Raw genomic sequence first — 25314 nt, forward strand, 5'->3', positions numbered from 1 at the left:
AATGATAACGACGCAAGACGACGCGTTCGCCAAAGAGTGCAACCGCTGACGCATAAATTTCCCATTGGCGGTCGCGTGATTCAAAAGTTCGGCGCGCAAATGAGCATGGACTTGTTTCGCGTAACGGGCCATCTGCCCGACGGAGGCTCGGGGCTGCAATATCGGATCAAAAGAGATCGCGATGGACAGGAGCGGGTTGCTGGCGAATCCACTCTGGCGCGCGCCGCGCAGGACGACCAGTTCCTATAAATTCAGGAGTCGGACGATGGACGCGAACGACTATCGGATAGAGGCCGCGCTCTTTTTCTCCAAGACCCCGAAATCGAGGGGCAAATCGCTAGTTTTTAGGCGTTTTCCCCGAGCGGCCGACGCTATTCAATACGCCGTCGAAGAACTCGCGCCAGCGGCGCTCGACAGTTGTTCGCTGGAAGTGAATGAGCAGCATTTTTTCGGCCGCGAGATTCGTCCGCTTTACGATAGCGCCGCCTATCCCTTGCGCCGGCGGTCGATAAAGGCGCGCACGCATAATGCGTGACCCGTCACAGCGAAAAGCTTTTATCTCGCATTCGAATAAGAATGAGGCGGGGCACGATAATTGCTGAATAAATCCGCCTGATCTCGAGCTGCGATCCTCACGGCGTCCCGACGACAGAAACGGCCTCCTCGGTCGGACATGCGCCATGAAGTCATTGAATCGCAGTCGCTCTATGTGTGAGTGGGAGCATTTTACCGATTCGGCTCCTCACATGCGCGCGCTCCTGGCGCGGAACGAAGCGGACAAGCTCCCGCCATTCCTGCTCCTCGCCGAACCGGGCATGTCCGCGCGCGAGCAGTTCGCCTGTTCCGAACTGTGGACGAGAGATCGTCTGGCGGCTAGCCGGATCAAGCGCGAACGTCTCGACTTTCGTTTCGACTTGGCGTCCCGAGAGAAAATCCGCGTCGGATATCTGTCGAGCGATTTTCATGACCATGCGACCGCGCTGCTGTTGATCGAAATGCTGGAAGCGCATGATCGCGCGCATTTCGAAGTTCACGCCTTTTCATATGGCGCCGACGACGGAAAACTGATGCGCGGCCGAATTCGCAGCGCCGTCGACGTATTTCACGACCTTTCCGCGATCACGGACGTCGACGCGGCCTGCGCCATCCATCAGGCCGGCATCGATATATTGGTGGATCTCAAAGGCTACACCCAAGGCGCCCGGACCGGGATCCTCATGCTGCGCCCAGCGCCGGTGCAGGTGAATTATCTCGGCTATCCGGGAACGCTCGGAGCCGGAATTTGCGATTACATCATCACCGACCCTTTCGTGACGCCATTGGCGAGCGCCGCGGATTATTCCGAATCCTTCGCCTATATGCCGAACTCCTACCAGCCGCGGGGGCGCAAGGGGACGATCGGCCCAAAGCCCAGCCGCGCCGACGTCGGCCTGCCGGAGACGGGCTTCGTTTTTTGTTGCTTCAATCAAGCTTTCAAGCTGACGCCGGACGTCTTCGACTCATGGTGTCGCTTGCTTGGAGCGACGACGGATAGCGTGCTCTGGTTGTTGCGGTCGGAATATGCGGAAGGCAATCTCAAAGGAGAGGCGCTCAGTCGCGGGATCGCCGGAAGCCGTCTCGTCTTCGCGCCCGACATGGGTCAGGAAGGCCATCTTGGTCGCTTGCAGCTCGCCGACCTCGTCCTCGACACGGCTCCCTATGGCGCGCACACAACAGCGAGCGACGCGCTTTGGGCGGGCGTTCCCATCGTCACGAATCCGGGAGAAACCTTTCCGTCGCGCGTCGCCGGCAGTCTGCTGCGCGCGGTCGGATTGCCGGAGCTCATCGCCTGCGGCGAGCAGGATTACTTCGACATCGCCTCGTCGCTCGCCGCCGATCCGACAAGACTTGAGACCTTCAAGGCGAGGCTTCAACAGGATCGCTTCACCGCGCCGCTGTTTGACGTGGCGGCTTATACGCTCGCGTTGGAAAATCTCTACGAGACGATGTGGCTGCGACGCGTGGCGGATCTGCAGCCCGCCGCTATTTGGGCCCGGACCCCTAGGCCTCACGCCTTTTGAGCAATTGCAGAACGGTCGGCGCGAGCTTGCGCTAACTTAGCCTCTACCGTTGTTTTATAACCTGTTTTCTGATGTTTAGAGCGTCATTATAGCTTCCGCCTTCCATCGCCGTCCGCTACAATCCGCGTCTTATTGTCCACTGGATCGGATGGCGGCGCTGTCGTAGCCTTTGTCACAACGCATAATATCGCGGGCGGACATCCTTCGTTTGGTCCCGTCGCAAAACCCCAACTTGTGGGCGTTTTGAAAGAAAACAAAAAAGTAGGAGGAAATCCATGGCCAATGTAACCTTCTCCTCTCCAGTGATGTCAAAGGACGTTACGGTGTACGCCGTCGCGGGCGACCGCGGGACGCTGCTGGCGGTGGCCAAAGCTCACAAGATTCCCATTCCCTTCGATTGCCAAGACGGCGAGTGCGGCTCCTGTCTTGTCGAGGTGCAGCACCTCAGCCGCAACAAATATGCGATCGCCTTGACCGAGAAGGAAAAGGAATTGCTGAAACAGCTCGGCAAGATCACCAAGGCGGAAGTAACCGACGCGGAGGTTAACGACATGCCGCCGCACTATCGGCTGGCTTGCCAATACTTCGTGCGCAACGAAGAGATATTGGTCACTTTCGAAGGCGATCAGACTCTCCCGCCTCAAGGGCCGCATATCACGCATGCCGCCAGCCGCTACACCGGGGGAATAAAAATCGGCTCGGTGGACGAATTTCTCGGCTATGCGGTGAAAGTCGAAGAGGACGCCGCCGTCCATTACGAGCAACTCGCTGCGGCGATGGATGACTGCGGAAACGAACGCGCCGCGGCGCTGTTTCGTCAGCTTGGCGGCTTCTCGCGCCTTCATCTCGCTGAAGCGAAATCGCGCGCCGGCTCGATCGACGTCACAAAGCACGTTCCGCCGGATTATGTCTGGCCCGATCACACGACGCCCGAACGCGCGTCTGTTTGGGCGGCCGATCCCTCGCTCTCGCGGCTCGACGCGTTGAAGGCGGCGCTGCAGGGCGAGCGGCGGGGTTACGAATTCTACTGCGCCGCCGCCGCGACCACCAACACGCCCGAAGTCGCGGCGATGGCCAAGGAGTTCGTCAAAGAAGAAGCCGAACATGTCAAAATTCTTGAAGCTTGGGTCACGCGGGAGGAATGGGATATGAAGCATTCGCCTGTGGGCGGGAGCGCTTGAGGGAAATGCGAAGGGCGGAACTGAGCGCCATGACGGTAAGCAGGGAATCGGGCATGCAATCAGTCGAGGAATTTCTTGCTTACGCCACCAAACTCGAGCAGGAAGCCGCGATCCGCTACGACCAATTGGCCGACGCCATGGAATCGTGTGGCAATCGCGAGGTCGGAAAGCTGTTTCGCCGCTTGGCGGATTATTCCAGATTGCACTTGGCGACGTCGCGAGCCAGATCAGGATTTCGCGACGTTCCCGAGATGAAACCCGAGGATTTCGTTTGGCGCGGGTTTGAAAGTCCGGAGACGGCGGCGATCTGGGCCGCCGATCCATTCATCGGGCGCGAGCAGGCTCTTGAGATCGCGCTCGACGCGGAAACCGCAGGGCTTGAATATTATCGGGACATTCGCGATACGACCGCCGATCCCGAGATCAAGGCGCTTGCGGCGGAGTTCGTCGCCGAGGAAAGCGGCCATGTGGCCCAACTTCACTATTGGCTTGCGGCGCACAAAGCCGGAGAGGCTCTGCCGGTCGAAGAATTAAATCTCGGCGCCCCAACTAACCAAGCGAGATAAATTCTCCGCGAACGCCACAGGAAGCTGCGACGCTTTGTTGTGACGCGCTGAGTTGGAAGCACGACGCGCTTGGCGCAGAGCGGGGGCCGCTTCGTTTTCGCGAACGAAGGCGCATTGCGCCTGCCGCCGTTAGATTAAATTTACCATAAAATTTACAAATCCCTGGTCGCGGGCGATCCGCGCCATGTTCGCCCACAATCCGGCCTCAACCCGAACCGACCCTGTTTTAGGGGCGCTGTTGAGGTAGGAAATATCAAAATGAGTGCGGTTCCATCGCCATCTCAGAAGGTCGCCGACGAAGTCGGGAAACAGCTCCGAGAACATTATGATGAGGTTCTTCGTGAGCCGCTTCCCGAAATGATGCTCGCGCTCTTGGACAAGCTACAAATGGACAAAGCCTTGCATTACGAGTCGAGCGATCCCTCGACGCCGGGCCTCTTCTCGAGGAGGACAATGCGTTGAGAAAAGCTATCGCCGTTCTCTAGGGAATGCTTCAGCATCCGCCGTTCTGATCGGCAGGCGTCGATGACGAGCGTTAGCCCGACCCAGATCAGCTGACGCCGCCTTCATTCTCCAGGGCGTCGACGACTTGCCAAGTCTGCGCGCCTACGACGCCGTCTATGCTGAGGTGAAAATCCTGCTGTAATTTTTTGACTGCAGCTTCAGTCACGGCGTCGAAGCGCCCGTCGACTCCGCCGGTGTTGTATCCGACTGCGCTCATACGGCTTTGCAGACGCCGGACGGGGAGGCCGGCCGAGCCGATCTTCAGCGCCGGGTGGCTTTGATCAGCTTCATCGATGTTGATCCACGTGATTCTGCCAACAACGCCGTCGACCGCGATCTCTTTCGCCTGCTGAAATTTCTTGACTGCGCTCTCAGTTTTCGCCCCGAAGACTCCATCAACTGGACCGACGTCATATCCGAGAGCTTTGAGCGCTTCTTGCAGGTCGCGCACAGCGGGATCGTTAGACCCTTGCTTCAGTATCGGTTCCGCCATAACGCGCTCTCCTGCCAAAAAACATGAGTACGATCTTGCGAAATGACCGCGTTGAAGCGGTCGCTAAAAAGAAAGCATGCCGCTCACCAGAGCTTGCCAAGTAACTGGACCAACGATCCCGTCCACCTTCACGGAAGGAATGTCGAGCGAAAGCGCTTGCTGAAAACCGCGAACCGACGCGTCTGTCACCGGTCCGAAAATCCCATCGATCTGCGGTCCCTTGCTCGGATCGCCAGACAGGTTGCGGAATTGAAACTCTTCTTGCACTCCCCTTACGGCATCGCCTTGACTGCCTTTTTTTACCTCCACGACAAGAGCCGTCCAGGTCTTAGGTCCGACAATCCCGTCCGCCGTCAGCCCCTGGCTTGCCTGAAACGCTTTAACCGCAGCTTCCGTCTTGGCGCCGAACGCGCCGTCGACGACTGCGTTATGTCCCCGCGCTCGAAGCAGATATTGCAGCGTCTTGACGGGATGCTCCTTCGAGCCGGTTTGGACTACGGGCCAAGGGCTTATGCCGCCAGACATGGATGACTCCCTGCGATGTCAATGGGCGTAAAAATCGATGAGTCTTCGGCGTGCGCGAAGGTTAAAGGATAAGACCGGAAAGGCTCTCGAGCGTCGCGCCGGCGGCGCCTGCGGGAGCCATCCAGGTCCGCTCGTCCATGATCCCGGTCATTGGAAGACCGGAGTTCTTCTGATACTGACGAACCACGTTCTCGGTAGCGGGGCCAAAAACGCCGTCGATCGCGCCGGCGTGACCGAAACCGGTCTTGAGCACGCGCTGCAGCATGGCCACCACGGGCCCAACGGCTCCGGCCTGAAGCGTCGGCGACGCCTCGCGATATGGATGGACATGGCTCCATGTGACCGGGCCGACGACGCCGTCCGCCGCCAGCGCGTTCGATTGCTGGAAATCCTTCACGGCCTGTTCCGTGCGTGGTCCAAAGACTCCATCTACGTCGTCCGGCCCCAAGACCTTGTTGCGCGCGAAGACCCGTTGAAGTCGCTTCACGTCATCTCCGCTATCGCCTAACTTGATCGTCGCAGGCATGTCGCGTTTCCCTCGTTCATCGATTGCTCGCGTTTAGAATTCCTGCTCGATGAGCTTTCTCCAGGTCAGCGGGCCCACGATGGCGTCCGTTGCGAGATGGGCCGCCGTTTGGAAGGCGAGCAGCGCCTGCTTGGTATTCTTGCCGGCTGTCCCGTCCAAAATCAGCGGCGCGATCGGACTGCCATCCTCGCCGACATCGCCGGCGGTGAGGAAGAGATTCAGCAACGCTTGCAGCGTCTTGACGTCATCGCCTGCGACTGGCTGAACTTCAGCTTTCCGGAGGTCGATTGTTTTCATATTCACTGCGACCTGCGTCATGATTTTCGCAGTCCTCTTATTTGCGCGCCGCTCATTAGCCGCTGACACAGCTTAGGCCGCTCAGCGCGGCTGTGATCATGCAAATTGGTGAGGCTTGACGGAAATGGCGCGTGATTGTGTTTTTCCCTGTCCGCTACGATCCGCGTCGTATCGCGAGACCAGACGCCGCGCTGCGATCCAAGCCTCTACTTGGCGCGATCCGCCATGCGCTCTTCGCGCTCCAATAGCCCGGTTAAGAAGCCCGTCTTCGGGGTTGCGCGCCGCGAGGCGGCGTCGGCGCGGAACATCCAGCGCAACGTGGAGTTTATATTGCGCCTTTCGTTATCCGGGGCTCGCACATGAACGACTTCTTCACGCGCTTTGCGACGGCCGCCGCTTACTGGTGCGGCCATGCGTCCGCTTTCATGATCGCTCTTGTCGCAGTGCTGCTGTGGGCCGCGACGGGGCCTATGTTCGATTACTCCGACACCTGGCAATTGATCATCAACACCTCTACGACGATCCTGACCTTTCTCATGGTTTTCTTAATCCAGAATAGTCAAAATAGAGATTCTGCCGCGATTCAGGCCAAGCTCGACGAGCTCATACGCACCAGCCTCGCCGCCAACCGATACATCGGCATCGAGCGGCTGAGCGAGGAAGAGCTGGAGGCGTTGCGCGAAAAATGCCTTCAACGCGCGCAGGAGCCGTCCGGCGAGCGAAATGCGGCGGAGTAAAAGTCGCGCGCCGCATGGGCGCCCGGAATTTTATGAGTCTTGGCTAGGGGCGCAGGAATCGAAGTCTTGATTGCATGGCGCTTTTGGATTGTAGATGGCGTAGGCGTAGCTGCAACACGGATTGTGAGTTTTTTTCTCGGCGCCATAGTCGGCGTTGAAGGCGACCTCAGCGCCGACAGGAACATAGGCCCCGCTGCTTTGTGGCGGAAGATTGGGTACGGTGTCGGCCGTATTCACTAGGCGGAAGGTCACGACCTTTAAGCTTGCGTAATAATCCCCGAAAGATTGTAGTCCAACCTTTGGACTCGCCGAATTGTAGTGCAGCGCCGCAACATTGTGAGAAACCGCCAGCGGCACGGCAAGAGTGGCGAGCGCCGAGCCAAGACTATGGCCGGTGACGATGAGAGGTCTGCCGCCAATTGTTTTGAGCTCGGCGTCCAACGCTTTGACAAGTCCGTTAAACACCGCATACCAGCCTCTCGCGACGAACATGCCGGGAGGGGGATTGGGGGTAGGCGCGCTATAGGCGACCGGTTTGAATTCAGCGTCGACAAGAAAGTCGTCCAAACTCTTACTGCCCCGGAAGACAAGAAAAAGGCTGCCGTCGATCTTGGATTTAACGAGGCAGCCGAAAGGTTCGGTGACCGTTTTTTTGATTTCGAGCGTGAAGGTGCTCCAGATAAGCTGACCGAAATTATAGTCTTCCACCTTGAAATCTTTGGTGATGGGGCAAGCGTTCTCCGGGCGCCAATCGAAATTGAGCGGCGAGCCGGCCTTTACCCACTGGTCGTACATATGGCTGAGCACATTCACGAGAAATGTGCAGACTTTGAAGGTTTGCTGAGATGAGGCGCCAAAGTCTAGCGGTTGAGAGGATCGGCAAGTCGTGAGGGTCATAATGCTCTCCTAATGATGAATGACGATGAATGTGACTTGATTAGATTTGCGTATCGGCTCAGCAATGTTTGGCAATTGCCAGCTGCTGCCGGCCGGCCCACCGGGGATCCAATTGAATATTGCGTAAGTGACGGACTGATTTTTCTCCGACGTTCGACCGGCTTTGCCGGATGCACCCGATTCATCCGCTCTACCGGCGGGCCATAACGAAACTCGCCCAGCGTTCCATTGCCGATCGAACTGGGAGGATGCGTATAACTACGGTCGCACCGAGCTTCGCATGGTTGGCGCGCCGCGTCGAGACTGAAGAACCGCGTCATGGCGCGAGGCGACCGCCGCATTCGACGACGGCGGCGTCGCAGAGATCTGCGGCGCCCGTCGACGCAGATCGCGCGCCCGCGTCGGGGGCCGCTGTGGTGGCCGCCGAAGCGTTCTGATGTCTTAAGTTATTGAGTTATTGGTCGGAGTGAGAGGATTCGAACCTCCGACCCCCTCGTCCCGAACGAGGTGCGCTACCAGGCTGCGCTACACTCCGATTGAAATGGCCTAACGCCGCTTTCGGGCCGTTTTATAGCCACAGGCGGCCGGCGCCGCAACTGCTCTTTCTGGCCGCCTAATCTCTCCGGCGCTTGAGCGTCACATAGGCGAAGTCGACCTCGTCCTTTGGTCCGCGCAGGCCGTTTTCGCGCGCGGCCTCGCGCCAATGCGCCATGTCGAGCGGCGGAAAATGCGCGTCGCCCGGCGTATCGAGCGCCACTTCCGTCAATTCGATCACATCGGTCAGATCGAGGAAGGCGCGGAAAATTTCTCCGCCGCCGGCGATGATGATTTCATCCGCGCCCATCAGGTCCGCGAGGCGGCGCGCGGTGGCGAGCGCCTCGGCCGGGCTCGTCGCGACATGCGCGCCCTCGGCCGTAAAGCCGGGGTCGCGGGTGAGCACGACGCTGGCGCGGCCGGGCAGGGGGCGCCCGATTGATTCGAAGGTGCGCCGCCCCATGATCATCGGCTTGCCCATGGTGAGCGCCTTGAAGCGCTTGAGGTCGCTCGACAGCCGCCAGGGCAGGCCATTGTCGAGCCCGATGACATTGTTGCGGGAGCGCGCGACGACCGCGACGAGTTTGGGGTTCATGCGTCAGACCGCGATCGGCGCGGCGATCGCCGGCCAGGAGTCGTAATTCTCGACGACGACGTCTTCATATTTGAAATCGAAGAGCGAGGTCACGGCCGGATTGAGCTTCAGGCGGGGCAGGGGTTTTGGCTCGCGCGACAATTGCGTCTTCGCCTGTTCGACATGGTTCAAATAGAGATGCACGTCGCCGAAGCTGTGCACGAAGTCGCCCGGAACGCAGCCCGTGACCTGCGCGACCATATGGGTGAGCAGCGCATAGCTCGCGATATTGAACGGCACGCCGAGGAAAACATCCGCCGAGCGCTGATAGAGCTGGCAGGAGAGGCGTTTCACTCCGTCGATTTCGGCGACATGAAACTGGAACAGGCAATGGCAGGGCGGCAGCGCCATGTCGTCGATCTGCGCCGGGTTCCAGGCGGAGACGATCAGCCGGCGCGAGAAGGGATTGCGCCTGATCTCCTCGACGACATGGGCGAGCTGGTCGATATCCCTGTCGCCGTCAGGCCAGCGCCGCCATTGCATGCCGTAGATCGGACCAAGGTCGCCGTCTTCATTCGCCCATTCGTCCCAAATGGTGACGCCATTGTCGCGCAGATATTTGACGTTGGTATCGCCCTGCAGGAACCACAGCAGCTCGTGAATCACCGATTTCAGATGCACGCGCTTCGTCGTCGCCAGCGGAAAGCCCTGGGCGAGGTCGAAGCGCATCTGATGGCCAAAGAGCGACAGCGTCCCCGTGCCGGTGCGGTCTTCCTTGCGCACGCCCTCGCGCAGCGCTTTGTCGAGAAGATCGAGATATTGACGCATGTCGTGGATGTAGCGCGTTTAGGGCGGGGATACATCCCTTGGGAAGTCGGATCGCCCAGAGGAGGGTTGCTCCGCGCGCGCCCGATGCGCTGGGGCAGCTTGCGCGCCCCGATCAAGCGGGGCGCGAAGCTTTCTCTAACCCCTTCTTGAGAAGGCGCTTTGCGAAACGGCGAAAGGGGTATCCGTCGCGGGCGAGGCGCGTCGGATTCTCTCCCCGAGCCTTTGCGGGGGCGTCATGCGGCCCCTATATATTGCCTTGCTTGGGAAGCGTCGCGCTTTCCGCAGATTAGGGGAACGAACAATGTCGCGTTTCTTCGCGCTAAGGCGCGGATCGCTGATTTCTCTCGCTCTCGCCGCGCTTCTCGCGCTGGCGCCGGCTATGGCCGAGGCGCGCATGGGCGGCGGCGGCAGCTTTGGCAGCCGCGGCTCGCGCAGCTGGTCGGCGCCGCCCTCGACCCGCACCATGCCGGGACAGGCCTCGCCCTTCGAGCGCAGCGTCGCGCCGCGTCCGTCGCCGGGCATGGCGGGGCCGATGTCGCAACAGGGCGCCTTCGGCGGCTCCTTCGGTCGCGGTCTGCTCGGCGGTCTCGCCGGCGGCCTGCTCGGCGCCGGCCTTTTCGGCCTGCTGACGGGCCATGGCTTCCTCGGCGGCATGGGCGGCTTCATGTCGATCATCGGCCTGCTGCTGCAAATCGCGCTGATCGTCTTCCTGGCGCGCCTCGCCTTCAACTGGTGGACGCGCCGCAATACCGCCATGGCGGGCGCGGGTCAGCGTCCGAGCCCGGGCTTTTCCTCGCCCTTCATGGCGCGCGCGCCTTTCGGGGCGGCGGGCTTCGGCTCCGGCGCCTCGCCGCAGGCGGCGATGGCGACGCCGATCAAGATCGCGCCCGAGGACTTCAACGCCTTCGAGCGCCTGCTCGGCCAAACGCAGGCCGCCTATAGCCGCGAGGACATCGGCGCGCTGCGCGGGATGTCGACGCCGGAAATGGCCTCCTATTTCGACGACGAATTGGAGCAGAACCGCCGCAAGGGCCTCGTCAACCGCGTCTCGGACGTGAAGCTCTTGCAAGGCGATCTCTCCGAGGCGTGGCGCGAGGGCGTCGACGAATACGCCACGGTCGACATGCGCTTCTCGCTCAAAGACGAGATGGTCGATCGCGCCACCGGCAAGCCGGCGCCCGGCTGGGAAGGGCAGAGCGAGACCACCGAGGCCTGGACCTTCCGCCGGCCGGCGGGCGCAGGGCCGCAGGAGTGGAAGCTCTCCGCGATCCAGCAGGCCGCCTAAGCGCCGCTCTCACGACGATATGGCCCCTCCCGCAACGGAGGGGCTTTTTTATTGAGAGACGAGAGCATTTTCCGCCGAAGTGGATGCCTGTTCGGCGTAGAAAATGCGTCAATTCAAGAAACGGGCGCGCGTCTATCGCCGCTTCTTCTTTAACGGCGGTTTCTTTGACGGCGGCCGGATTTTTTTAGCCGCGCGCGCTGGCGCGCCGGCGCCTGCGCCCCTCACGACTTCGAAGCGCAGCGCCCCGGCGATAGGCGCGGCCTCGATCAGCTTCACCTCGATTACATCCGCGAGTCGATAGCTGACGCCCGAACGCGAGGTGAGCGCATGTCCCGCTTCGTCATAGGCGAAATATTCGCGCCCCAGCGTCGCCGCCGGCACGAAGCCGTCGGCGCCGGTCTCGGCGAGGCGCACGAAGAGGCCCGAGCGCGTGACGCCGGAAATGCGCGCCTCGAAACGCGCGCCGATCTGATCGGCGAGATGATGCGCGATGAGCCGGTCGACGGTTTCGCGCTCCGCCGCCATGGCGCGGCGCTCGGCCGCCGATATGCGCGCGGCGATTTCGGCGAGTTCGCCCGCCGCCATGTCGGGCATGGCGCCTTCGCCGAAATTCAAGGCGCGAATGAGCGCGCGATGCACGATGAGATCGGCGTAGCGGCGAATGGGCGAGGTGAAATGCGCATAGCGGCGCAGATTGAGGCCGAAATGGCCGTAATTCTCATGCGTATATTCGGCCTGCGCCTGCGTGCGCAGAACGATCTCATTGACGATGTTCTCGTGCTCGAGGCCTTTCACGCGCGCGAGGATCACGTTGAAATGCGAAGGGCGCAGCGCTTGCCCCTTGGCGAATTTGACGCCGATCGTCGACAGGAACTCCGCGAGCGCCGACACTTTCTCGCGAGAGGGCTCGTCATGGGCGCGATAGATCAATTGCTGGCGATGTTCTTCCAGCGTCTCCGCCGCCGCGACATTGGCGAGGATCATGAATTCCTCGATCAGCCGATGCGCTTCGAGACGCGGCGGCAGGATCACGCGATCGAATGAGCCGTCCTTTTTCAAGAGGATTTTGCGCTCCGGCAGATCGAGATCGAGCGGCGCGCGGAGATTGCGCGCGTGTTGCAGCGCCTCATGCGCCGCATAAAGCGGGCGCAGCACGTCCTTCAATAAAGGTTTCGTCGTCTCGTCGGGGCGCCCGTCGATCGCCTCCTGCGCCTGCTGATAGGCGAGCTTCGCATGCGAGCGCATCATCACCCGATGGAAATTGTGGCCGATCTTCCGGCCCTTGCTCGTGACGCGCATGCGCACGGCGAGCGCGGGGCGGTCTTCGTTCGGGCGCAGCGAGCAGAGATCGTTGGAGATGCGCTCGGGCAGCATCGGCACGACGCGGTCGGGAAAATAGACGGAGTTCCCGCGCTCCAAAGCGTCGCGGTCGAGCGCCGAGCGCGGCGTCACATAATGCGCGACATCGGCGATGGCGACCGTGAGAATAAAGCCGCCCTCATTGTCGGGCGAAGGATCGGGCGCCGCATGCACGGCGTCGTCATGGTCCTTGGCGTCGGGCGGATCGATCGTCACGAGCGGCAATTCGCGCCAGTCCTCGCGGCCTTTGAGCGTTGCGGGTTGCGCGCGTTCTGCCTCGGTTGTCGCTTCGGCCCGGAAGACGTCGGGAATGTCATGGGCGCGCAGCGCGATGAGGCTCACCGCCTTTTCGCCCGTCACCGAGCCGAGCGTCTCGCGCACGCGGGCGCGAGGCGCGCCAAAGCGCGTCTTGCCGACGAGATCGACGGAGACGAGATCGCCGTGCTTGCCGTCGCCGACATCCGCCGCCGCGACGATGAGTTCGCGGCCCGCCTGTTTCTTGTCGATGGGCTCGATGCGCCCGGCGCCGTCCGGCGCCACATGCAGCACGCCCAGCACGCGATGCCGCGCGCGCGAGAGCAGCTTCACGACGCGCCCGACATAGGGCGGCTCGTTCGGTCCGGCGTCGCGATCCGGCTCGGCGCGCACAAGCGCGCGGTCGCCGACGCCCGCCAGAGGCTCGCCGGGCCGGGCGCGGCGCGGGGCATGGATGCGGATGCGCGGCGCTGGTCCCAGTTCGTCCTCGTCCCATTCGACCGGCGCGGCGATCATCTCGCCGTCGCGGTCGCGCGAAACGATATCGACGAGCGCGACGGGCGGCAGCGCGCCCTTGCGCGTCACGCGCCGGCCACGTTTCTCGATCGCGCCTTCTTCCGAGAGTTCGGCGATCATGCGCTTGATCGCGAGGCGATCGGCGCCCGTCGCCCCGAAGGCGCGGGCGATCTCGCGCGCGCCGATGTTGCGCGGGCCGCCGGCTTCCTTCTCGCGGGAAAGAAAGCTGAGAATGTCTTCGCGCGAGGGCGCGCCTTTAATTTTATCGTTCTTCTTCGTCAAGGACTCGCTCAAAAAGCGGAAAATGCGGACCTATGCCGCCCATATCATAGGGAGCCCTGTCGAGTCGTTTGCACAAATGTCATTCCCGGCAGGCCGAAGGCCTGACCGGGAATCCAGCGCGACATTCAAGATTTTGTCGTGACTCTGGGTTCCCGATTGCGCGCAAAGCGCGCGTCGGCAATGACATCCGGGCATTTCGACCGGACTCGTTGTCACACATATAGGATGCGGGCGCGGAAATCGAAACGTCGCGCCAAGCGCCTTGCTATTTCGCCGCCGTCTTTTTTGTTACGGGCTTTTTCGCGGGCGGCTTTTTGGCCGTCGTCGCCTTCTTCACGGCGGTCTTCGCCGCCGCCTTCACAGGCGTCGAGTCGTCGAAGGGCGTCTCGTCGCTGTCTTCGATTTCCTTCTTGGCTTTCGCCGGGGCTTTTTTCGCTGCGGCTTTTTTTGCCGGCGCTTTCTTCGGCGCGCCGCCCTTGGCTTCGATGAAGCGCAGCGCCTCTTCGAGCGTTATCTCGTCCGGCGAGGCGCCTTTGGGCAGGGTGGCGTTGATCTTTCCCCAATTCACATAGGGGCCGAAGCGCCCGGCGCGCACCGTGATCTTGCCGCCGTCGGGATGATCGCCGATGACGCGCCCGCCCGCCGCGCCGCCGCCAGCGGCCTTCGTCGCGATCAACTCCAGCGCTTGCTCCAGCGTCAGCGATGCGGGGTCGGTTCCCTTCGCGATGGTGGCGTTGACCTTGCCCCAGCTCACATAGGGACCGAAACGGCCGGCCTTGACGCTCACCGCGCCGCCTTCGGGATGATCGCCGAGGACGCGCGCCGGCTCGGCGCCCCCGCGCGAGAAGCGCGACCCGCCGCCGCCCGACTCTTTCTGGACGATCAGGTCGATGGCGCGATTGGCGCCGATCGAGAGCACATCATCGTCGCGGCCGATATTGGCGTAGGTCTTGCCGTGCTGGACATAGGGGCCGAAGCGGCCGATGCCGGCGATGATCGGCTCGCCGCTCGTCGGGTGCTTGGCGACCTCGCGCGGCAGGGAGAGCAGCGCCAGCGCCTGCTGCAAGGTGAGTTCGTCGGGCTGGATGTTCTTTGGCAGCGATCCGCGCTTGGGCTTCTCGCCGCCTTCCTCCTGCTCGCCCTCCTGCACATAGGCGCCAAAGCGCCCGTCGCGCAGCGTGACTTCCGCGCCGGTCTCGGGGTTCACGCCCAAGACCTTCACGCCCGGCCGCGCCGCGTCGACGGCGTCGCCCGTGGGCGGCGAGAGCGTACGCGTATAGCGGCATTCGGGATAGTTCGAGCAGCCGACAAAGGCGCCGAATTTGCCGATCTTGAGCGAAAGCTGCCCATTATTGCAGGAAGGGCAGAGGCGAGGGTCGCTTCCGTCTTCCTTGGCGGGGAAGATATGCGGGCCGAGCAGTTCATTGAGGCTGTCGAGCACCTCGCTGACGCGCAGCTCCTTCGTGCCGTCGACGGCGATGGAGAAATCCCGCCAGAAATCGCGCAGCACCTGTTTCCAATCGATCTCATTATTGGAGACGAGATCGAGCTTTTCCTCGAGGTCCGCGGTGAAGTCGAACTCCACGTAGCGCGAGAAGAAGCTTTCGAGAAAGGCGACGACGAGCCGGCCCTTGTCCTCGGGAACGAGGCGCTTCTTGTCGAGCCGCACATAGTCGCGGTCGCGCAGCACGGCGAGCGTCGAGGCGTAAGTGGAGGGGCGCCCGATCCCCAGCTCCTCCATGCGCTTGACCAGCGTCGCCTCGGTGAAGCGCGGCGGCGGCTCGGTGAAATGCTGCGTCGCGTCGATCTTCTCGCGCGCGCAAGGCTCGCCCTTGGCCATCGCCGGCAGGCGGCCGCCGTCCTCATCGGCTTCGTCGTCGCGGCCCTCCTGATAGACTTCGAGGAAGCCGGGGAAGCGCACGACCTGGCCGGTGGCCCGCAGGTCGAGCAGACGCGACCCGACTTTTGCGTCGATCTCGACCGTGGTGCGTTCGAGCTCGGCCGACTCCATCTGGCTCGCAATGGTGCGGATCCAGATCAGTTCATAGAGCTTGGCCTGTTCGGGCTCGAGATATTTGGCGACCTGCTTGGGCAGGCGCGCGGCGTCGGTCGGGCGGATCGCCTCATGCGCCTCCTGGGCGTTTTTCGCCTTGGCGGTATATTTGCGCGGCGCGCCAGGCACGAATTTCTCGCCATATTCCTTGGCGATGACGCGGCGCACGCTCGTCACGGCCTCGGGCGCCATGTCGACGCCGTCGGTGCGCATATAAGTAATGAGGCCAGCCGTCTCGCCGCCGATGTCGACGCCCTCATAGAGCCGCTGCGCGATGCGCATGGTGATGGCCGGCGCGAGGCCAAGCTTGCGCGAGGCCTCCTGTTGCAGCGTCGAGGTGGTGAAGGGCGCGTAAGGGTGGCGCTTGACGGGCTTCGCCTCGACGGAGCGCACCTGGAAGGCCGCCGTCTCCAGCGCCTTTTTGAAGTCCTCGGCCTCCTGGCCGGCGCCGATGTCGAGGCGCTGGATCTTCTTGCCGTCCGCGCCCACGAGCCGCGCCGTGAAAGGCTCCCCCGCCTGCGTCTTCAGATGGGCGACGAGTGACCAATATTCGCGCGCGACGAATTTCTCGATTTCGAGCTCGCGGTCGCAGACGAGGCGCAGCGCCACCGACTGCACGCGGCCCGCCGAGCGCGCGCCGGGGAGCTTGCGCCAGAGCACCGGCGACAGGGTGAAGCCGACGAGATAGTCGAGCGCGCGCCGCGCGAGATAGGCGTCGACCAGCGCCTGGTCGATCTGGCGCGGATGCGCCATCGCCTCCTTGATCGCGTCCTTGGTGACGGCGTTGAAGACGACCCGCTCGATCTTCTTGTCCTTGAGCGCGCGCTTCTTATTCAGAATATCGAGCAGGTGCCACGAGATCGCCTCGCCTTCGCGATCGGGGTCGGTGGCGAGAATGACCTTGTCGGCGCCCTTGACGGCGTCGGCGATGGCCGAGACGCGCTTGGCGCCCTTGGCGTCCATCTCCCAAACCATGGAGAAGTCCTGCTCGGGATCGACCGAGCCGTCCTTGGCGGGGAGGTCGCGGACATGGCCGTAGCAGGCTATGACATTGAAATCTTTTCCTAAATACTTATTGATCGTTTGCGCCTTGGCCGCCGACTCGACGATAACGACATTCATTCGCGAAACATCCAGAGAAGGGCGCCTAGCCGGCGCGAGCGGCGGGAACATGGTCAAATTGGCCGCCGCCTGTCAAATTGGCGCCTGTCGGCCCTGCTGAAAGGCGCGTCATGAGCGATAATATAAGACGCCGGTGCGGCGCGATCGAGGCGGCCCCGCCGCGCGCATGAACCGGCGCCAGACGCGACTTCGACAATTTGGAGCGACGCGGCAGGCCGCCCCGACAAGAACCTTGTCGTCGAACTTGGTCTTGACGGCCGCTGGACTTTTGACGCGAGGGCCTGGCGTATTGAAATTATACAGAAGCGCGCGCCCTTGCCGGCGATGGCGCCCTCCTGTAAGAGCGGGCGCGAGCGGTTCGCGCCGCTGTTGGGCCTCGTGGCGGAGTGGCTACGCAGAGGACTGCAAATCCTTGTACGGGGGTTCGATTCCCTCCGAGGCCTCCATAACGTCGACCATCCGTTCGCGCCGCTTTCGTAAATTGTCCGCAAGGTCGCGCCGACGACCGCTCTCGAACCTTGGAGTTGGAAAATGCCGAAATTTTCGCTTGGACGCATGCTTTGCGCGACTTCCTTTTTATTCGGCCTCCCGGCGATGGCGGCGGCCCAGACGGCGCAGGTCGGCACCCTGCAGTGCCATGTTTCGGGCGGCGTCGGCCTGATCCTTATCGAGAATCAGGCGCTGGACTGCGTCTTCCAGGATGTTCAGGGCGATCCGCCGGCGCATTACATCGGCCGCCTGACCAATGTCGGGGCCAATATCGGGATCAGCGGCCCTGGCCTCCTCATCTGGAGCGTCGTCGCGGCGTCAAATACGCTCGCGCCGGGCGCGCTCTCGGGCGATTATGTCGGCGCTGAGGGCTCTGTCGCGGTCGGCGCGGGCGCTGGCGCCGCCGTGCTCGTCGGCGGCTCCAACAAGACGATCTCCCTGCAGCCGGTTTCCGTTTCGCTTGGAACCGGCCTCAACGTGTCTGCGGGCATTGGCAATGTCAGCCTCCAATATATGCCCATCACGCCGCCGCCGCCCTATCAAGGCCCGGCTCAGCCGTCGAAGAAGAAGCACAAAGGCAAGCACTAATTCCGCGCTGCGGCGCGAAGAGTCGGGGGACGCATGTTCGCGAAATCCTCAAATCGCGAACATGCGCCCCACGCGCCGTTCCCCATGCGGCGGGTTGAAAAAAGCGCCGCTCCCTCTGTAAACCATGCGTCGCGAGCGACGGCCCGCCGTCGCTGCAAGGCTGCGAGTCGTACCGGGAAGTAAAATGTTGCATGCTCTGATTGCGGATGCGCAGGCGCGGCTGGACCAAGCGCGGCGCGAGTTGAAGTCCGCCGTTCTCGATTTCGACGTCTCCGACGAGAAGCTGCTCGAGATGCGCGTTGCGGCGCGCAAGGTCTATGACGAACTGAAACAGCTCGACCGCAAGAAGCTGAAGAGCGGCCTGTTCGGCTTTCTCAAATTCTGGTGAGCCGCCGCGGCTTCTGCACGCTCTGGCCCCGGCGCCTTCTCGCTCCATAATTCCTTATGCGCGCCAGGCTCTCCTGGCGCGCTTTCCGATCAGACGGAATCCTCTGATCGGAAGGAAATCGCGGAGCAGGTTCTGATCGAAAAAGTCTGTCAACTTTTTCGGAACTTGCTCTGGGGTCAGGAGGTTGCGCCATGATCAGCCGCGATACGCCTCCAGGCGCCGAGATCGTGTGTGTGGACGCGACTGACGGCCCTTATGGAGAGTGCGGGCTGACGCGCGGGGCGATCTACACCGTCGCCCGCATCGTGCGCGCGATCGACGGCGGCCATGCCGTCATCCTCGAGGAGGTTTCGCCCTGGAGCATCTATGCCTATCCATGGGGCCTCGTCGAAGTCGGCTTCGAACTCAGACGCTTCCGCTATCTCGACATTCCCGACGAATTGACCAGCCTGCTGGAGGAAGCGCGGCTGGAACCGGCCTGACGCGCGGCGAACGCCCGTTCGGTCGGCGCGGAAAGCCGCCTTCGCTCCTATTCGAGCGTGGAATCCTTGTCGCCGATTGGCTCGGCGGGCGGCAAGAGGGGCGCGGCGGCGTCGGAGCGGCGAATGAACGCCTGCGCGTCCGAAGTCAGGGCCAGTTCATCCCAGCCGCCGGAAATGTCGAAGGAGATGCTCACGCCTTTGTCCTTCGCCTTGCCGGCGTCGTCCGCCTCGCGCGCCAGGGCCTTCAACGCGAGGCCGCGTTCGGGGATTCGCGCGACGCCGTCGAAGGCGAGGGTGAAGCCCGGACCGCGCGCGACGCCCTCGTTGATTTCGGCGACGCCTTTTTCGATCTTGATCGTCGCATTGGCCTGATCGAGCGTCGAGCGGCCGGCGTGAATGTCGAGGGCGCTTGAAAGCGGGCGTTTCTCCAGGCGTCGCAACGCGCGCTCCAGATCAATGCCCGCGATGTCTCCAGTCGCGAGGGCGACGCTGGCGCGGCCGTCGAGGCTTCGCATCAGCGCCGTCGCGCCGTCGCCCTCGGCGTTAAGCGCGATCGTCGCGTCGAGCGCGCCCGAGAAGGCGGGCTTGCCGAATGCGTCCCAAAGCAGGGGGCCGGCATCGACTCCCGAGGCTTGCGCATTGGCGCGCAGGGCGAGCCCGCTCCCAGACGGCGCGAAGGATGCGCGGAGCTTGAGTTTCCCCCGATAGGCCTGAGCTTCGTCGATCGCGAGTTCAAGCGCGCCGTCGCGCAGGGCGACCGCGACCGCGGCGTCTTCCAGCTTCAGCCGGCCGAGCCGCGCATGGGCGACGGCGAGATGCAGATCGACGTCGACCCCGGAAAGATCGGGGAGTTCGAACGTCTCCTTGGTCCATTGGCCGTCGGGGCCGACCAGCGCCGGCGCGTCGACGAGAAGAGGCCTTAGCGAAAGGAATTCGCTTTTCAGCTTCGCTGTCAGGCAGGGGCGCCCGTCTTCCGTCTGGAAGGCGAGTTCGCCCTGGAATTCATTGCCGTCGACGAATATCCGCGCATTCTTGAATTGCGCCTCTTGCGGGCCAAAGGTCGCCTCCGCGGAGAATTGGCCGTCGTCGAAACGCCCGGGCAAAGGCGGCTGGAGGCCGAAGAGGCCGAGCGTCTGACGCACGAAAGGCGTCGCCGCTCCGATGCGGCCTTCGAAGCGCGCATTGGCGCCAAGCTGCGCCAGCCCCTGCGCGTCGAAGCGAAGGCTTTCGCCGTCGAGCCGGCCGGCCACGATGGATTGTTCGCCGCGCAGCAGCGCGATCGGACGCGCCGCCCAGAGCATGGCTTCCAGGCGTTCGCCCCCGAAATCGAAGGCGCCCGTCAAAGTCGCGGCTTCTCCGATGCGCCGCCACTCGAACGTCGCGTCGATCTTGTCCAGCGCATAGTCGCGGCCGCGATAGGCGATCCGCGCCGCGCCATCGACCACGGAGACCACGCCAAAACGCAATTTGTCGGCGGCCGCCGCCTGGGGCGTCGTCGGCTTTGCGGCGGCGGCGCGGGCGGCCGCGCCCGGCGCGTCGATCCGCTTCTCGTCGAGGTTGAGCGTCGCGCGCGGACGGACCAGCGTGACGGCCGCGACATTCAGCCGGCCGGCGACGAGGGGCAGGAGATCGACGTCGCCGCGTAGCGCGTCGGCATCGATGAAGAGGGCGCCGTTGCGGTCGGCGAATGAGACGCTGTCGACTGCGATGGTCGGCCGCGGCAGCAGCGAGAAGCGCGCGCGCCCGCGCGCCGAGACGTAAAGGCCGGAAGAGCCCTGCAATTGAACGGCGATAGCGTCGACGAGGGCGGTCGGGGAAAAGAGCCAGGGCGCGACCGCCGCCTCCAAACCGATGAGACCGGCTGAGACGATGGCCGCGAGCGCCAGCCAGCGCGCGGCGGCGCGGGCGCGCGAGCGGGCGGGAGAAGGCTTTTCGGTCACATTGGGCGACGGCAAGCCGTGGACGCTCCTGGACAGGTCTCTTTCTGAGCTTTTCTCGGGGAAGCGCGGCAATAAAGTGGCGTTGGAAGGATAAGATGCGGCGGGCGGCAAGCCCGGGCTATTGGCGCGGGGCCGCCCGCTTATCCACGCAGTGGTCCTATCGGAGCAGTTTCTCTATCGCGAAAACCACTCCGGCGATGGCCAGAACGGCGCCAAACAGCCAACGCGCAAGGTCGGTCTTCAGATTGGCGAAATCGGTCCGGATATCCGCTCGCAGCAGGTCGATATCGGTCTTCGTGGCGACTGACTCCCGCAGCGCGGCGTCCAATGCGTCGGCTTGCGCACGGGCCTGCCTATCATCGAAGCCGGCTTCCTTAAGCCGGTCGATATAAGCAAGCCGGTCGAATGTGAGGGCGGGACTCGTCATGTCAAAAGGATAGGCGTCGGAGGCCGGTGAATCAATCGGTTCGGCTTCTCGTCCTTATTCTCCGCGAGAAGCTCGAAACTCCAATTGCCGAGGCGGCGCGTTGTCGCCAGGGCTGCGGCCGAAGGAATTCAGCGCGCGCCGCCGCGGGAGACCTCATTGCGCAGCGCCGTCAGGATTTCCTCGACGTAAAAGGGCTTTTCGACCATGGCGTGATGCAGATGCGCTTCCGGCAGGCCGGCGCGTCCGCAGCCGGTCGTAAAGACGAAAGGACAGCCTTTCGCCGCCAGCGCGTCCGCGACGGGGTCGATCGTCTCATGGCCGAGATTGACGTCGAGCAGCGCGAGATCGACGCCGTCGGCGCGCGCGAGCCTGATCGCTTCGTCGACGCTGCGCGCCATGCCGGCGATCACCAGCCCATATTCGGTCAGGGTCTCTTCGAGCGCCAGCGCGATATAGGGATCGTCTTCGACAATCAGAACCCTTCGCCCGAGCAAGGGATCGCTCGGTCGTTGCGGCTCATCGCTCGGTGAGCCCTTTGGGGTGAGGCCCGGGGCGCCAGAGACCGACATTTTTTTATGGTGGGGCTCTTTGCCGCGCTTGTCTACCTTTCGCGTGGCGTTTCCGTCGAATTCGCGCGCCAAATGGCTAACGCCGCCCATAGAGCGAGCCAAAGCCAGCTCAGGATCGTCAGCCCGCCGCCGATCGGCGCGGCGAAGGGAAAGAGCTTTCCGGCAAAATAGACGCGGGCGGCGAGATCGGCGGAAAAAAGCGTTGTCCCAGCCTGCAGCGAGAAGGCCGCGGCGGCGAGCCAGAAAGAGGGCATAGCGCGCAGCAGCGCGGCGAGCCCGAGGCCCGCCGCCGCGTGGAGCGTCAGGAACTGGCTCGCGGTCCCGAGCAAGGGGTTCGCCTCAAGATGCGCCGCGGCGGCCGCGAGCGCGACGCCCGCCGCGCCCTGCAGCGCCGCGATCAGCGCGACGAAAAGGCTCGATTTCATGGATTGGCTCCGCTTTGAAGACGCGGCGCGGCAGGTTCTTCGGCTGTAGCGCCGCGAAGGGCGTCGGCGCGACGATACAGACGTCGGGATGGATCCGCCACTTCGCCGCGCCGTCTTTACTCCCCGGCGCCGGCGTGCGCGGCCGAGCCAACCTCGCAAAGGCGCGGGCCGCGACCTATATTGCTCCGACGAGTCCCGATGGAGCTAAGAATGAGCGGAATAGGCGTCGTCATCTGCATCGCCATCGCGGCCTCGGCCGCGCTTGGCGTCTATTTACGTCTGCGGCAAATGGCGACGGTCGCGGCGCATCGCGACAGCGTGCCGGTCGATTTCGCCCGCGACGTGACGCTCGACGAACATCGCCGCGCCGCCGACTACACGATCGCGCGCACGAAATTCTCGATCGTCGAGAAAGTCTTCGACGCGGCTTTTTCGATTCTGTGGCTCGCCTTCCTGCTCGCGCCGCTCTACGCCGCGATCGCAAGCTTCATCGAGCCGGGACTGACGCGCAGCGTCGTTACCGTTCTCGCTTTCGGCTTTATCGGCGATCTCATGGACATGCCCTTTTCGGCGGCCAAAGCCTTCTGGCTCGAGGAGCGGTTCGGCTTCAACCGTCTCACGCCCGCGAGATTTCTTGCCGATGAAGCGAAGACGAGCGCGCTGGAGCTCGCCATCACCGCCCCGTCGCTTTTCGCCATGTTCGCGCTGCTGCGCGCCACGCCGCAGACGTGGTGGCTTATGGCTTATGTCGCCTTCATGGCGCTGATGATCGCGATGACGATTCTCTATCCGACGCTCATCGCGCCGCTCTTCAATAAATTCGCGCCGCTCGACGAAGGCGTCCTGAAGCGGCGCATGGAGGCGCTGCTCGCCAAATGCGGCTTCGAGTCGAAGGGTCTCTTCGTGATGGACGCATCGAAGCGCTCCACTCACGGCAACGCCTATTTCAGCGGCTTCGGCAAGGCGAAGCGCATCGTCTTTTTCGACACGCTGCTCGAGAAACATTCTCCGGACGAAATCGAGTCGATCCTCGCCCATGAACTCGGCCATTTCAAATTCGGCCATGTGCGTCAGATGCTGCTGCAAGGGGCGGCGCTCGCCTTTCTTGGCTTCGCGGCGCTCTGGTGGGCCTTCGGCTCCGACGTTTTCGCCGGCTGGTTCGGCCTGCCGAGCGATCCCGGCCTCGTGCTCGTCGCGCTGTTTCTCGTGAAAGAGCCGATCGCGCATGTGCTGTCGCCGCTCTTCGCCTGGCGGTCGCGCCGCGCCGAATTCGAAGCCGACGCCTTCGCGCGCGACGTGGTCGGCAAGGAGCCGATGATCTCGGCCTTGACGCGGCTGACGCGCGACAATCTCGCGACGCTGACGCCCGACCCGCTCTATGCGAGCTTCTACTTCTCGCATCCGCCCGTGCCGGTGCGCGTCGCGCGTTTGCGCATGGCGTCATAGAACATGTCCGTGAGTCGCTTCACGAACATGCTCTGATTTTCGAGAAGGCTTACCAATAGACTTGGGCGCGCGCCTCGAAGAGGTCGGGATGCGCGCCGTTGAAATAAGCGCCTTGGCGCGTAGGAACGCCGGAGGAGAAGAGCGCGTAGTCATTGAGCGGCGCCGAGGCTTGCAGCACATGCGTCCAGTTGAACTGGAAGTGGAATCCGTTATCGGGATACCAGTTGATGCCGAGCGTGGCGTTCTGCTGGCGGCCGCCGACGACGCCGGCGTTGGCGATATAGGACGTCGCCGCCGGATTGGGCGCGATCAAGGTCGTATAGGCGAGCATATTATAGAGGCCTGAGCCGGAGTAAGGGCCGCTATTGAGATTGACCTCGCTGTAGCGCGCGGCGACGCCGAGCGCGCCGAAGCCGCCTTCGCTCAGCGGATGCTTGATCTTGATCTGGTTGAAATTCGCGCCGATCTTATTCGTCACGTCATAGGCCGCCGCGCGCTCTTCGCCCGTCAGATACCACTGGCCGTAGACATAAAAGCCGCTGAAATATTGCGAGCCGCCACCGGGCGCAAAGGCGCCGGCGAGACGCGCGAGCGCGATATTCGTCGTATTTCGGTTGACCTGCTGCCCGAGATATTCGGCTTGCAGCGAGAAGGGTCCATGCGCGGCGGAAAGTTCGACGCCGAAAGACTCGACATTGTTGACGCAATGCGCCGAGGAGGCGGACGACCACACCGGCAGGATGATCGAACCGCAAGAAAGATCAGGCGTTCCGAGCAGGCCCTGATTGAGGATATAGGCTTCCGAACGGATGCGGTTGCCGACACGCAGAACGCGGTCGTCGGACAAGCCCGTCGCGCTGTTGGGCTGATGATAGCGGCCCGAGACGCCGACATGCAGGAGATCATGCTCGGTCAGGATCGGCGCATAGGTCGCGCGGCCGGTGAATTCGAAATATTGGCCCCCGCCGGTCGAAGCCCACCCCGTCTTGGCCGGAATGAAATAGGGGACCGAAACGGCCGTCGAAGGATTGGTATTCAGATCCTCGAAACTCGTGGTGAAGACGCCGCCTTTCGCGCTCCAATTGTCGCCATAGGCGCCGATGGCCGCGCCGAGATGGCGGCTGGGCGCGATGGTTTCGACGGCCATGGCGCGTTCGATGAAGTCGCGGAAGCGCGATGATGTGGTGAACTCCAGGCTGAACGGCTCGAAATAGCTGCCGATATGGATGAAGGCGGGGTCCTTGGTGAAGGGCAGGGAGAGGATGGGATGCTGCAGTCCGAGGTAGAAATCGCGAATGCCGCCCTGCACCGGCGCGTTGAAGGGCGTTCCATATTGCGAGCCGGCGAAATCATATTGCAGCTTGTAGAACCAATATTTCGCCGCCTTGCCTTCGATTTCGAGGCGCACCTGACGCACGCCCGCCTGATCGGACCAGCCGTTGAGCGGCTGAGTAATCCCGCCGCCGTCGAATTGCATGCGGCCGCCGATCTTGAAATTATAGGCCTTGTCCGCGGTCTCGACGAACAGCCCGTTCTTGAAGGAAACGAAAACCGGCGGCATCAGCGGCGTCGAGGATTGTTGCTTCGCGGCGGCTCCCGAAGCTTCAGCCGCTGTTCGCGCGACGCCTGTGGCGTGCTGCGCCTGCTCTTTCGCCTCGCGCGATTGACGCCGTAGCTTCGCGACTTCCGCTTCGAGCGGCCGCAGCTTGGCGATCTGGGCTTCGAGCGCGCGCAATCTTGCTTCCATGGCGTCGTCGCTTGAGGCGGCGTTCGCCGCCGTGGCCGCCAGAAGCGCCGCGAGCGCGCTCCCCGCGGTTATATGGCTCCTCGCAGAGAATGCCGGTTGTTTCACTGCATTTGCTCCTCAATCGATGGCGACGCAAAAGTGTCATGTCGCTGTAACAATAAGTTGCAACTTTATATTTTCTTGTGTTTTTCTGGCGGCAAGAATTATTGCTCGCACACG

The 25314-nt window shown here is 62.9% G+C and carries 26 protein-coding genes and 2 tRNA genes; 13 read left to right on the forward strand and 15 right to left on the reverse strand.

Features of this window, described 5'->3' with window-relative positions:
• The first annotated feature begins 99 nt into the window (after positions 1-99).
• The 6 genes from V3H18_RS02160 to V3H18_RS16630 all read left to right on the forward strand — a co-directional run bounded on the left by V3H18_RS02160 (position 100) and on the right by V3H18_RS16630 (position 4269).
• The gene (locus tag V3H18_RS02160; protein ID WP_332080239.1) at positions 100-249 is read left to right on the forward strand and encodes a hypothetical protein; all 150 of its coding nucleotides are present in this window, start codon (positions 100-102) and stop codon (positions 247-249) included.
• 16 nt (positions 250-265) lie between these two features.
• Positions 266-535, forward strand: a complete 270-nt coding sequence (locus V3H18_RS02165; protein WP_332080240.1) for a hypothetical protein — start codon at positions 266-268, stop codon at positions 533-535.
• A 172-nt stretch (positions 536-707) separates the two neighbouring features.
• On the forward strand, positions 708-2060 hold the full coding sequence (locus V3H18_RS02170) for an O-linked N-acetylglucosamine transferase, SPINDLY family protein (RefSeq protein WP_332080311.1): 1353 nt from the start codon (positions 708-710) through the stop codon (positions 2058-2060).
• 275 nt (positions 2061-2335) lie between these two features.
• A complete protein-coding gene (locus V3H18_RS02175; RefSeq protein ID WP_332080241.1) occupies positions 2336-3241 on the forward strand; it encodes a 2Fe-2S iron-sulfur cluster-binding protein in 906 nt (301 codons plus the stop codon).
• Positions 3242-3294: 53 nt separating this feature from the next.
• Positions 3295-3807, forward strand: coding sequence for a ferritin-like domain-containing protein (locus V3H18_RS02180; protein ID WP_332080242.1), 513 nt, complete (start codon positions 3295-3297; stop codon positions 3805-3807).
• 258 nt (positions 3808-4065) lie between these two features.
• Positions 4066-4269: a NepR family anti-sigma factor gene (locus tag V3H18_RS16630; protein ID WP_408631746.1), complete on the forward strand. Its 204-nt coding sequence runs from the start codon at positions 4066-4068 to the stop codon at positions 4267-4269.
• Between the two features lie 88 nt (positions 4270-4357).
• Here V3H18_RS16630 and V3H18_RS02185 read toward each other — a convergent pair whose 3' ends face one another.
• From V3H18_RS02185 to V3H18_RS02200, 4 genes are all read right to left on the reverse strand, one after another.
• Entirely contained in the window at positions 4358-4804 is a 447-nt protein-coding gene (locus V3H18_RS02185) for a peptidoglycan-binding domain-containing protein (protein ID WP_332080243.1), read from the reverse strand.
• 63 nt (positions 4805-4867) lie between these two features.
• Entirely contained in the window at positions 4868-5329 is a 462-nt protein-coding gene (locus V3H18_RS02190; protein ID WP_332080244.1) for a peptidoglycan-binding domain-containing protein, read from the reverse strand.
• Between the two features lie 61 nt (positions 5330-5390).
• On the reverse strand, positions 5391-5855 hold the full coding sequence (locus V3H18_RS02195; RefSeq protein WP_332080245.1) for a peptidoglycan-binding domain-containing protein: 465 nt from the start codon (positions 5853-5855) through the stop codon (positions 5391-5393).
• 33 nt (positions 5856-5888) lie between these two features.
• Complete coding sequence (locus tag V3H18_RS02200; protein ID WP_332080246.1) at positions 5889-6173, reverse strand: peptidoglycan-binding domain-containing protein; 285 nt, start codon at positions 6171-6173, stop codon at positions 5889-5891.
• Between the two features lie 338 nt (positions 6174-6511).
• Here V3H18_RS02200 and V3H18_RS02205 point away from each other — a divergent pair, with 338 nt between their 5' ends.
• Positions 6512-6889, forward strand: a complete 378-nt coding sequence (locus V3H18_RS02205; protein ID WP_332080247.1) for a low affinity iron permease family protein — start codon at positions 6512-6514, stop codon at positions 6887-6889.
• Between the two features lie 30 nt (positions 6890-6919).
• Here V3H18_RS02205 and V3H18_RS02210 read toward each other — a convergent pair whose 3' ends face one another.
• The 4 genes from V3H18_RS02210 to V3H18_RS02225 all read right to left on the reverse strand — a co-directional run bounded on the left by V3H18_RS02210 (position 6920) and on the right by V3H18_RS02225 (position 9722).
• Complete coding sequence (locus V3H18_RS02210) at positions 6920-7786, reverse strand: lipase family protein (protein WP_332080248.1); 867 nt, start codon at positions 7784-7786, stop codon at positions 6920-6922.
• A 458-nt stretch (positions 7787-8244) separates the two neighbouring features.
• Positions 8245-8321, reverse strand: a tRNA-Pro gene (locus tag V3H18_RS02215).
• 78 nt (positions 8322-8399) lie between these two features.
• Positions 8400-8915: a dihydrofolate reductase gene (locus tag V3H18_RS02220; protein WP_332080249.1), complete on the reverse strand. Its 516-nt coding sequence runs from the start codon at positions 8913-8915 to the stop codon at positions 8400-8402.
• 3 nt (positions 8916-8918) lie between these two features.
• A complete protein-coding gene (locus tag V3H18_RS02225) occupies positions 8919-9722 on the reverse strand; it encodes a thymidylate synthase (RefSeq protein WP_332080250.1) in 804 nt (267 codons plus the stop codon).
• 301 nt (positions 9723-10023) lie between these two features.
• Here V3H18_RS02225 and V3H18_RS02230 point away from each other — a divergent pair, with 301 nt between their 5' ends.
• A complete protein-coding gene (locus tag V3H18_RS02230) occupies positions 10024-11007 on the forward strand; it encodes a TIM44-like domain-containing protein (RefSeq protein ID WP_332080251.1) in 984 nt (327 codons plus the stop codon).
• A 132-nt stretch (positions 11008-11139) separates the two neighbouring features.
• Here V3H18_RS02230 and rnr read toward each other — a convergent pair whose 3' ends face one another.
• Positions 11140-13419 (reverse strand): ribonuclease R, encoded by a 2280-nt coding sequence (gene rnr, locus V3H18_RS02235; protein WP_332080252.1) that lies wholly within the window; start codon positions 13417-13419, stop codon positions 11140-11142.
• A 265-nt stretch (positions 13420-13684) separates the two neighbouring features.
• On the reverse strand, positions 13685-16594 hold the full coding sequence (gene topA, locus V3H18_RS02240) for a type I DNA topoisomerase (RefSeq protein ID WP_332080253.1): 2910 nt from the start codon (positions 16592-16594) through the stop codon (positions 13685-13687).
• Positions 16595-16966: 372 nt separating this feature from the next.
• On the opposite strand from topA, the gene V3H18_RS02245 reads away from it, so the two are divergent.
• From V3H18_RS02245 to V3H18_RS02260, 4 genes are all read left to right on the forward strand, one after another.
• A tRNA-Cys gene (locus V3H18_RS02245) sits at positions 16967-17040 on the forward strand.
• Between the two features lie 85 nt (positions 17041-17125).
• Positions 17126-17671, forward strand: coding sequence for a DUF992 domain-containing protein (locus V3H18_RS02250; RefSeq protein WP_332080254.1), 546 nt, complete (start codon positions 17126-17128; stop codon positions 17669-17671).
• A gap of 184 nt (positions 17672-17855) precedes the next feature.
• The gene (locus V3H18_RS02255; protein ID WP_332080255.1) at positions 17856-18059 is read left to right on the forward strand and encodes a hypothetical protein; all 204 of its coding nucleotides are present in this window, start codon (positions 17856-17858) and stop codon (positions 18057-18059) included.
• A 191-nt stretch (positions 18060-18250) separates the two neighbouring features.
• Entirely contained in the window at positions 18251-18541 is a 291-nt protein-coding gene (locus tag V3H18_RS02260; protein WP_332080256.1) for a hypothetical protein, read from the forward strand.
• A 47-nt stretch (positions 18542-18588) separates the two neighbouring features.
• Here the strand turns inward: V3H18_RS02260 and V3H18_RS02265 are convergent, their stop codons facing one another.
• The 4 genes from V3H18_RS02265 to V3H18_RS02280 all read right to left on the reverse strand — a co-directional run bounded on the left by V3H18_RS02265 (position 18589) and on the right by V3H18_RS02280 (position 21902).
• Positions 18589-20496, reverse strand: a complete 1908-nt coding sequence (locus tag V3H18_RS02265) for an AsmA family protein (RefSeq protein ID WP_332080257.1) — start codon at positions 20494-20496, stop codon at positions 18589-18591.
• Between the two features lie 142 nt (positions 20497-20638).
• On the reverse strand, positions 20639-20908 hold the full coding sequence (locus V3H18_RS02270; protein ID WP_332080258.1) for a hypothetical protein: 270 nt from the start codon (positions 20906-20908) through the stop codon (positions 20639-20641).
• Positions 20909-21036: 128 nt separating this feature from the next.
• Positions 21037-21402 (reverse strand): response regulator, encoded by a 366-nt coding sequence (locus tag V3H18_RS02275; RefSeq protein ID WP_332080259.1) that lies wholly within the window; start codon positions 21400-21402, stop codon positions 21037-21039.
• Positions 21403-21509: 107 nt separating this feature from the next.
• Positions 21510-21902 (reverse strand): DUF423 domain-containing protein, encoded by a 393-nt coding sequence (locus tag V3H18_RS02280; RefSeq protein ID WP_332080260.1) that lies wholly within the window; start codon positions 21900-21902, stop codon positions 21510-21512.
• Positions 21903-22112: 210 nt separating this feature from the next.
• Between V3H18_RS02280 and V3H18_RS02285 the strand changes: the two genes are divergently transcribed.
• Positions 22113-23348 carry a M48 family metallopeptidase gene (locus tag V3H18_RS02285; RefSeq protein WP_332080261.1) on the forward strand — a complete coding sequence of 412 codons (1236 nt, stop codon included), beginning with the start codon at positions 22113-22115 and terminating at the stop codon, positions 23346-23348.
• Positions 23349-23397: 49 nt separating this feature from the next.
• Here V3H18_RS02285 and V3H18_RS02290 read toward each other — a convergent pair whose 3' ends face one another.
• A complete protein-coding gene (locus V3H18_RS02290) occupies positions 23398-25200 on the reverse strand; it encodes an OprO/OprP family phosphate-selective porin (RefSeq protein ID WP_332080262.1) in 1803 nt (600 codons plus the stop codon).
• Positions 25201-25314 lie beyond the last annotated feature (114 nt).

It is taken from the genome of Methylocystis borbori (genome assembly GCF_036576025.1).
Taxonomy (GTDB): Bacteria; Pseudomonadota; Alphaproteobacteria; order Rhizobiales; family Beijerinckiaceae; genus Methylocystis; species Methylocystis borbori.

Excerpts from the sequence above, each read along its gene's own strand:
- V3H18_RS02160 (WP_332080239.1), top strand. The coding sequence starts at position 100 with ATGAGCATGGACTTGTTTCGCGTAACGGGCCATCTGCCCGACGGAGGC.
- V3H18_RS02165 (WP_332080240.1), top strand. The coding sequence starts at position 266 with ATGGACGCGAACGACTATCGGATAGAGGCCGCGCTCTTTTTCTCCAAG.
- V3H18_RS02170 (WP_332080311.1), top strand. The coding sequence starts at position 708 with ATGTGTGAGTGGGAGCATTTTACCGATTCGGCTCCTCACATGCGCGCG.
- V3H18_RS02175 (WP_332080241.1), top strand. The coding sequence starts at position 2,336 with ATGGCCAATGTAACCTTCTCCTCTCCAGTGATGTCAAAGGACGTTACG.
- V3H18_RS02180 (WP_332080242.1), top strand. The coding sequence starts at position 3,295 with ATGCAATCAGTCGAGGAATTTCTTGCTTACGCCACCAAACTCGAGCAG.
- V3H18_RS16630 (WP_408631746.1), top strand. The coding sequence starts at position 4,066 with ATGAGTGCGGTTCCATCGCCATCTCAGAAGGTCGCCGACGAAGTCGGG.
- V3H18_RS02185 (WP_332080243.1), bottom strand. The coding sequence starts at position 4,804 with ATGGCGGAACCGATACTGAAGCAAGGGTCTAACGATCCCGCTGTGCGC.
- V3H18_RS02190 (WP_332080244.1), bottom strand. The coding sequence starts at position 5,329 with ATGTCTGGCGGCATAAGCCCTTGGCCCGTAGTCCAAACCGGCTCGAAG.
- V3H18_RS02195 (WP_332080245.1), bottom strand. The coding sequence starts at position 5,855 with ATGCCTGCGACGATCAAGTTAGGCGATAGCGGAGATGACGTGAAGCGA.
- V3H18_RS02200 (WP_332080246.1), bottom strand. The coding sequence starts at position 6,173 with ATGACGCAGGTCGCAGTGAATATGAAAACAATCGACCTCCGGAAAGCT.
- V3H18_RS02205 (WP_332080247.1), top strand. The coding sequence starts at position 6,512 with ATGAACGACTTCTTCACGCGCTTTGCGACGGCCGCCGCTTACTGGTGC.
- V3H18_RS02210 (WP_332080248.1), bottom strand. The coding sequence starts at position 7,786 with ATGACCCTCACGACTTGCCGATCCTCTCAACCGCTAGACTTTGGCGCC.
- V3H18_RS02220 (WP_332080249.1), bottom strand. The coding sequence starts at position 8,915 with ATGAACCCCAAACTCGTCGCGGTCGTCGCGCGCTCCCGCAACAATGTC.
- V3H18_RS02225 (WP_332080250.1), bottom strand. The coding sequence starts at position 9,722 with ATGCGTCAATATCTCGATCTTCTCGACAAAGCGCTGCGCGAGGGCGTG.
- V3H18_RS02230 (WP_332080251.1), top strand. The coding sequence starts at position 10,024 with ATGTCGCGTTTCTTCGCGCTAAGGCGCGGATCGCTGATTTCTCTCGCT.
- topA (WP_332080253.1), bottom strand. The coding sequence starts at position 16,594 with ATGAATGTCGTTATCGTCGAGTCGGCGGCCAAGGCGCAAACGATCAAT.
- V3H18_RS02250 (WP_332080254.1), top strand. The coding sequence starts at position 17,126 with ATGCCGAAATTTTCGCTTGGACGCATGCTTTGCGCGACTTCCTTTTTA.
- V3H18_RS02255 (WP_332080255.1), top strand. The coding sequence starts at position 17,856 with ATGTTGCATGCTCTGATTGCGGATGCGCAGGCGCGGCTGGACCAAGCG.
- V3H18_RS02260 (WP_332080256.1), top strand. The coding sequence starts at position 18,251 with ATGATCAGCCGCGATACGCCTCCAGGCGCCGAGATCGTGTGTGTGGAC.
- V3H18_RS02270 (WP_332080258.1), bottom strand. The coding sequence starts at position 20,908 with ATGACGAGTCCCGCCCTCACATTCGACCGGCTTGCTTATATCGACCGG.
- V3H18_RS02280 (WP_332080260.1), bottom strand. The coding sequence starts at position 21,902 with ATGAAATCGAGCCTTTTCGTCGCGCTGATCGCGGCGCTGCAGGGCGCG.
- V3H18_RS02285 (WP_332080261.1), top strand. The coding sequence starts at position 22,113 with ATGAGCGGAATAGGCGTCGTCATCTGCATCGCCATCGCGGCCTCGGCC.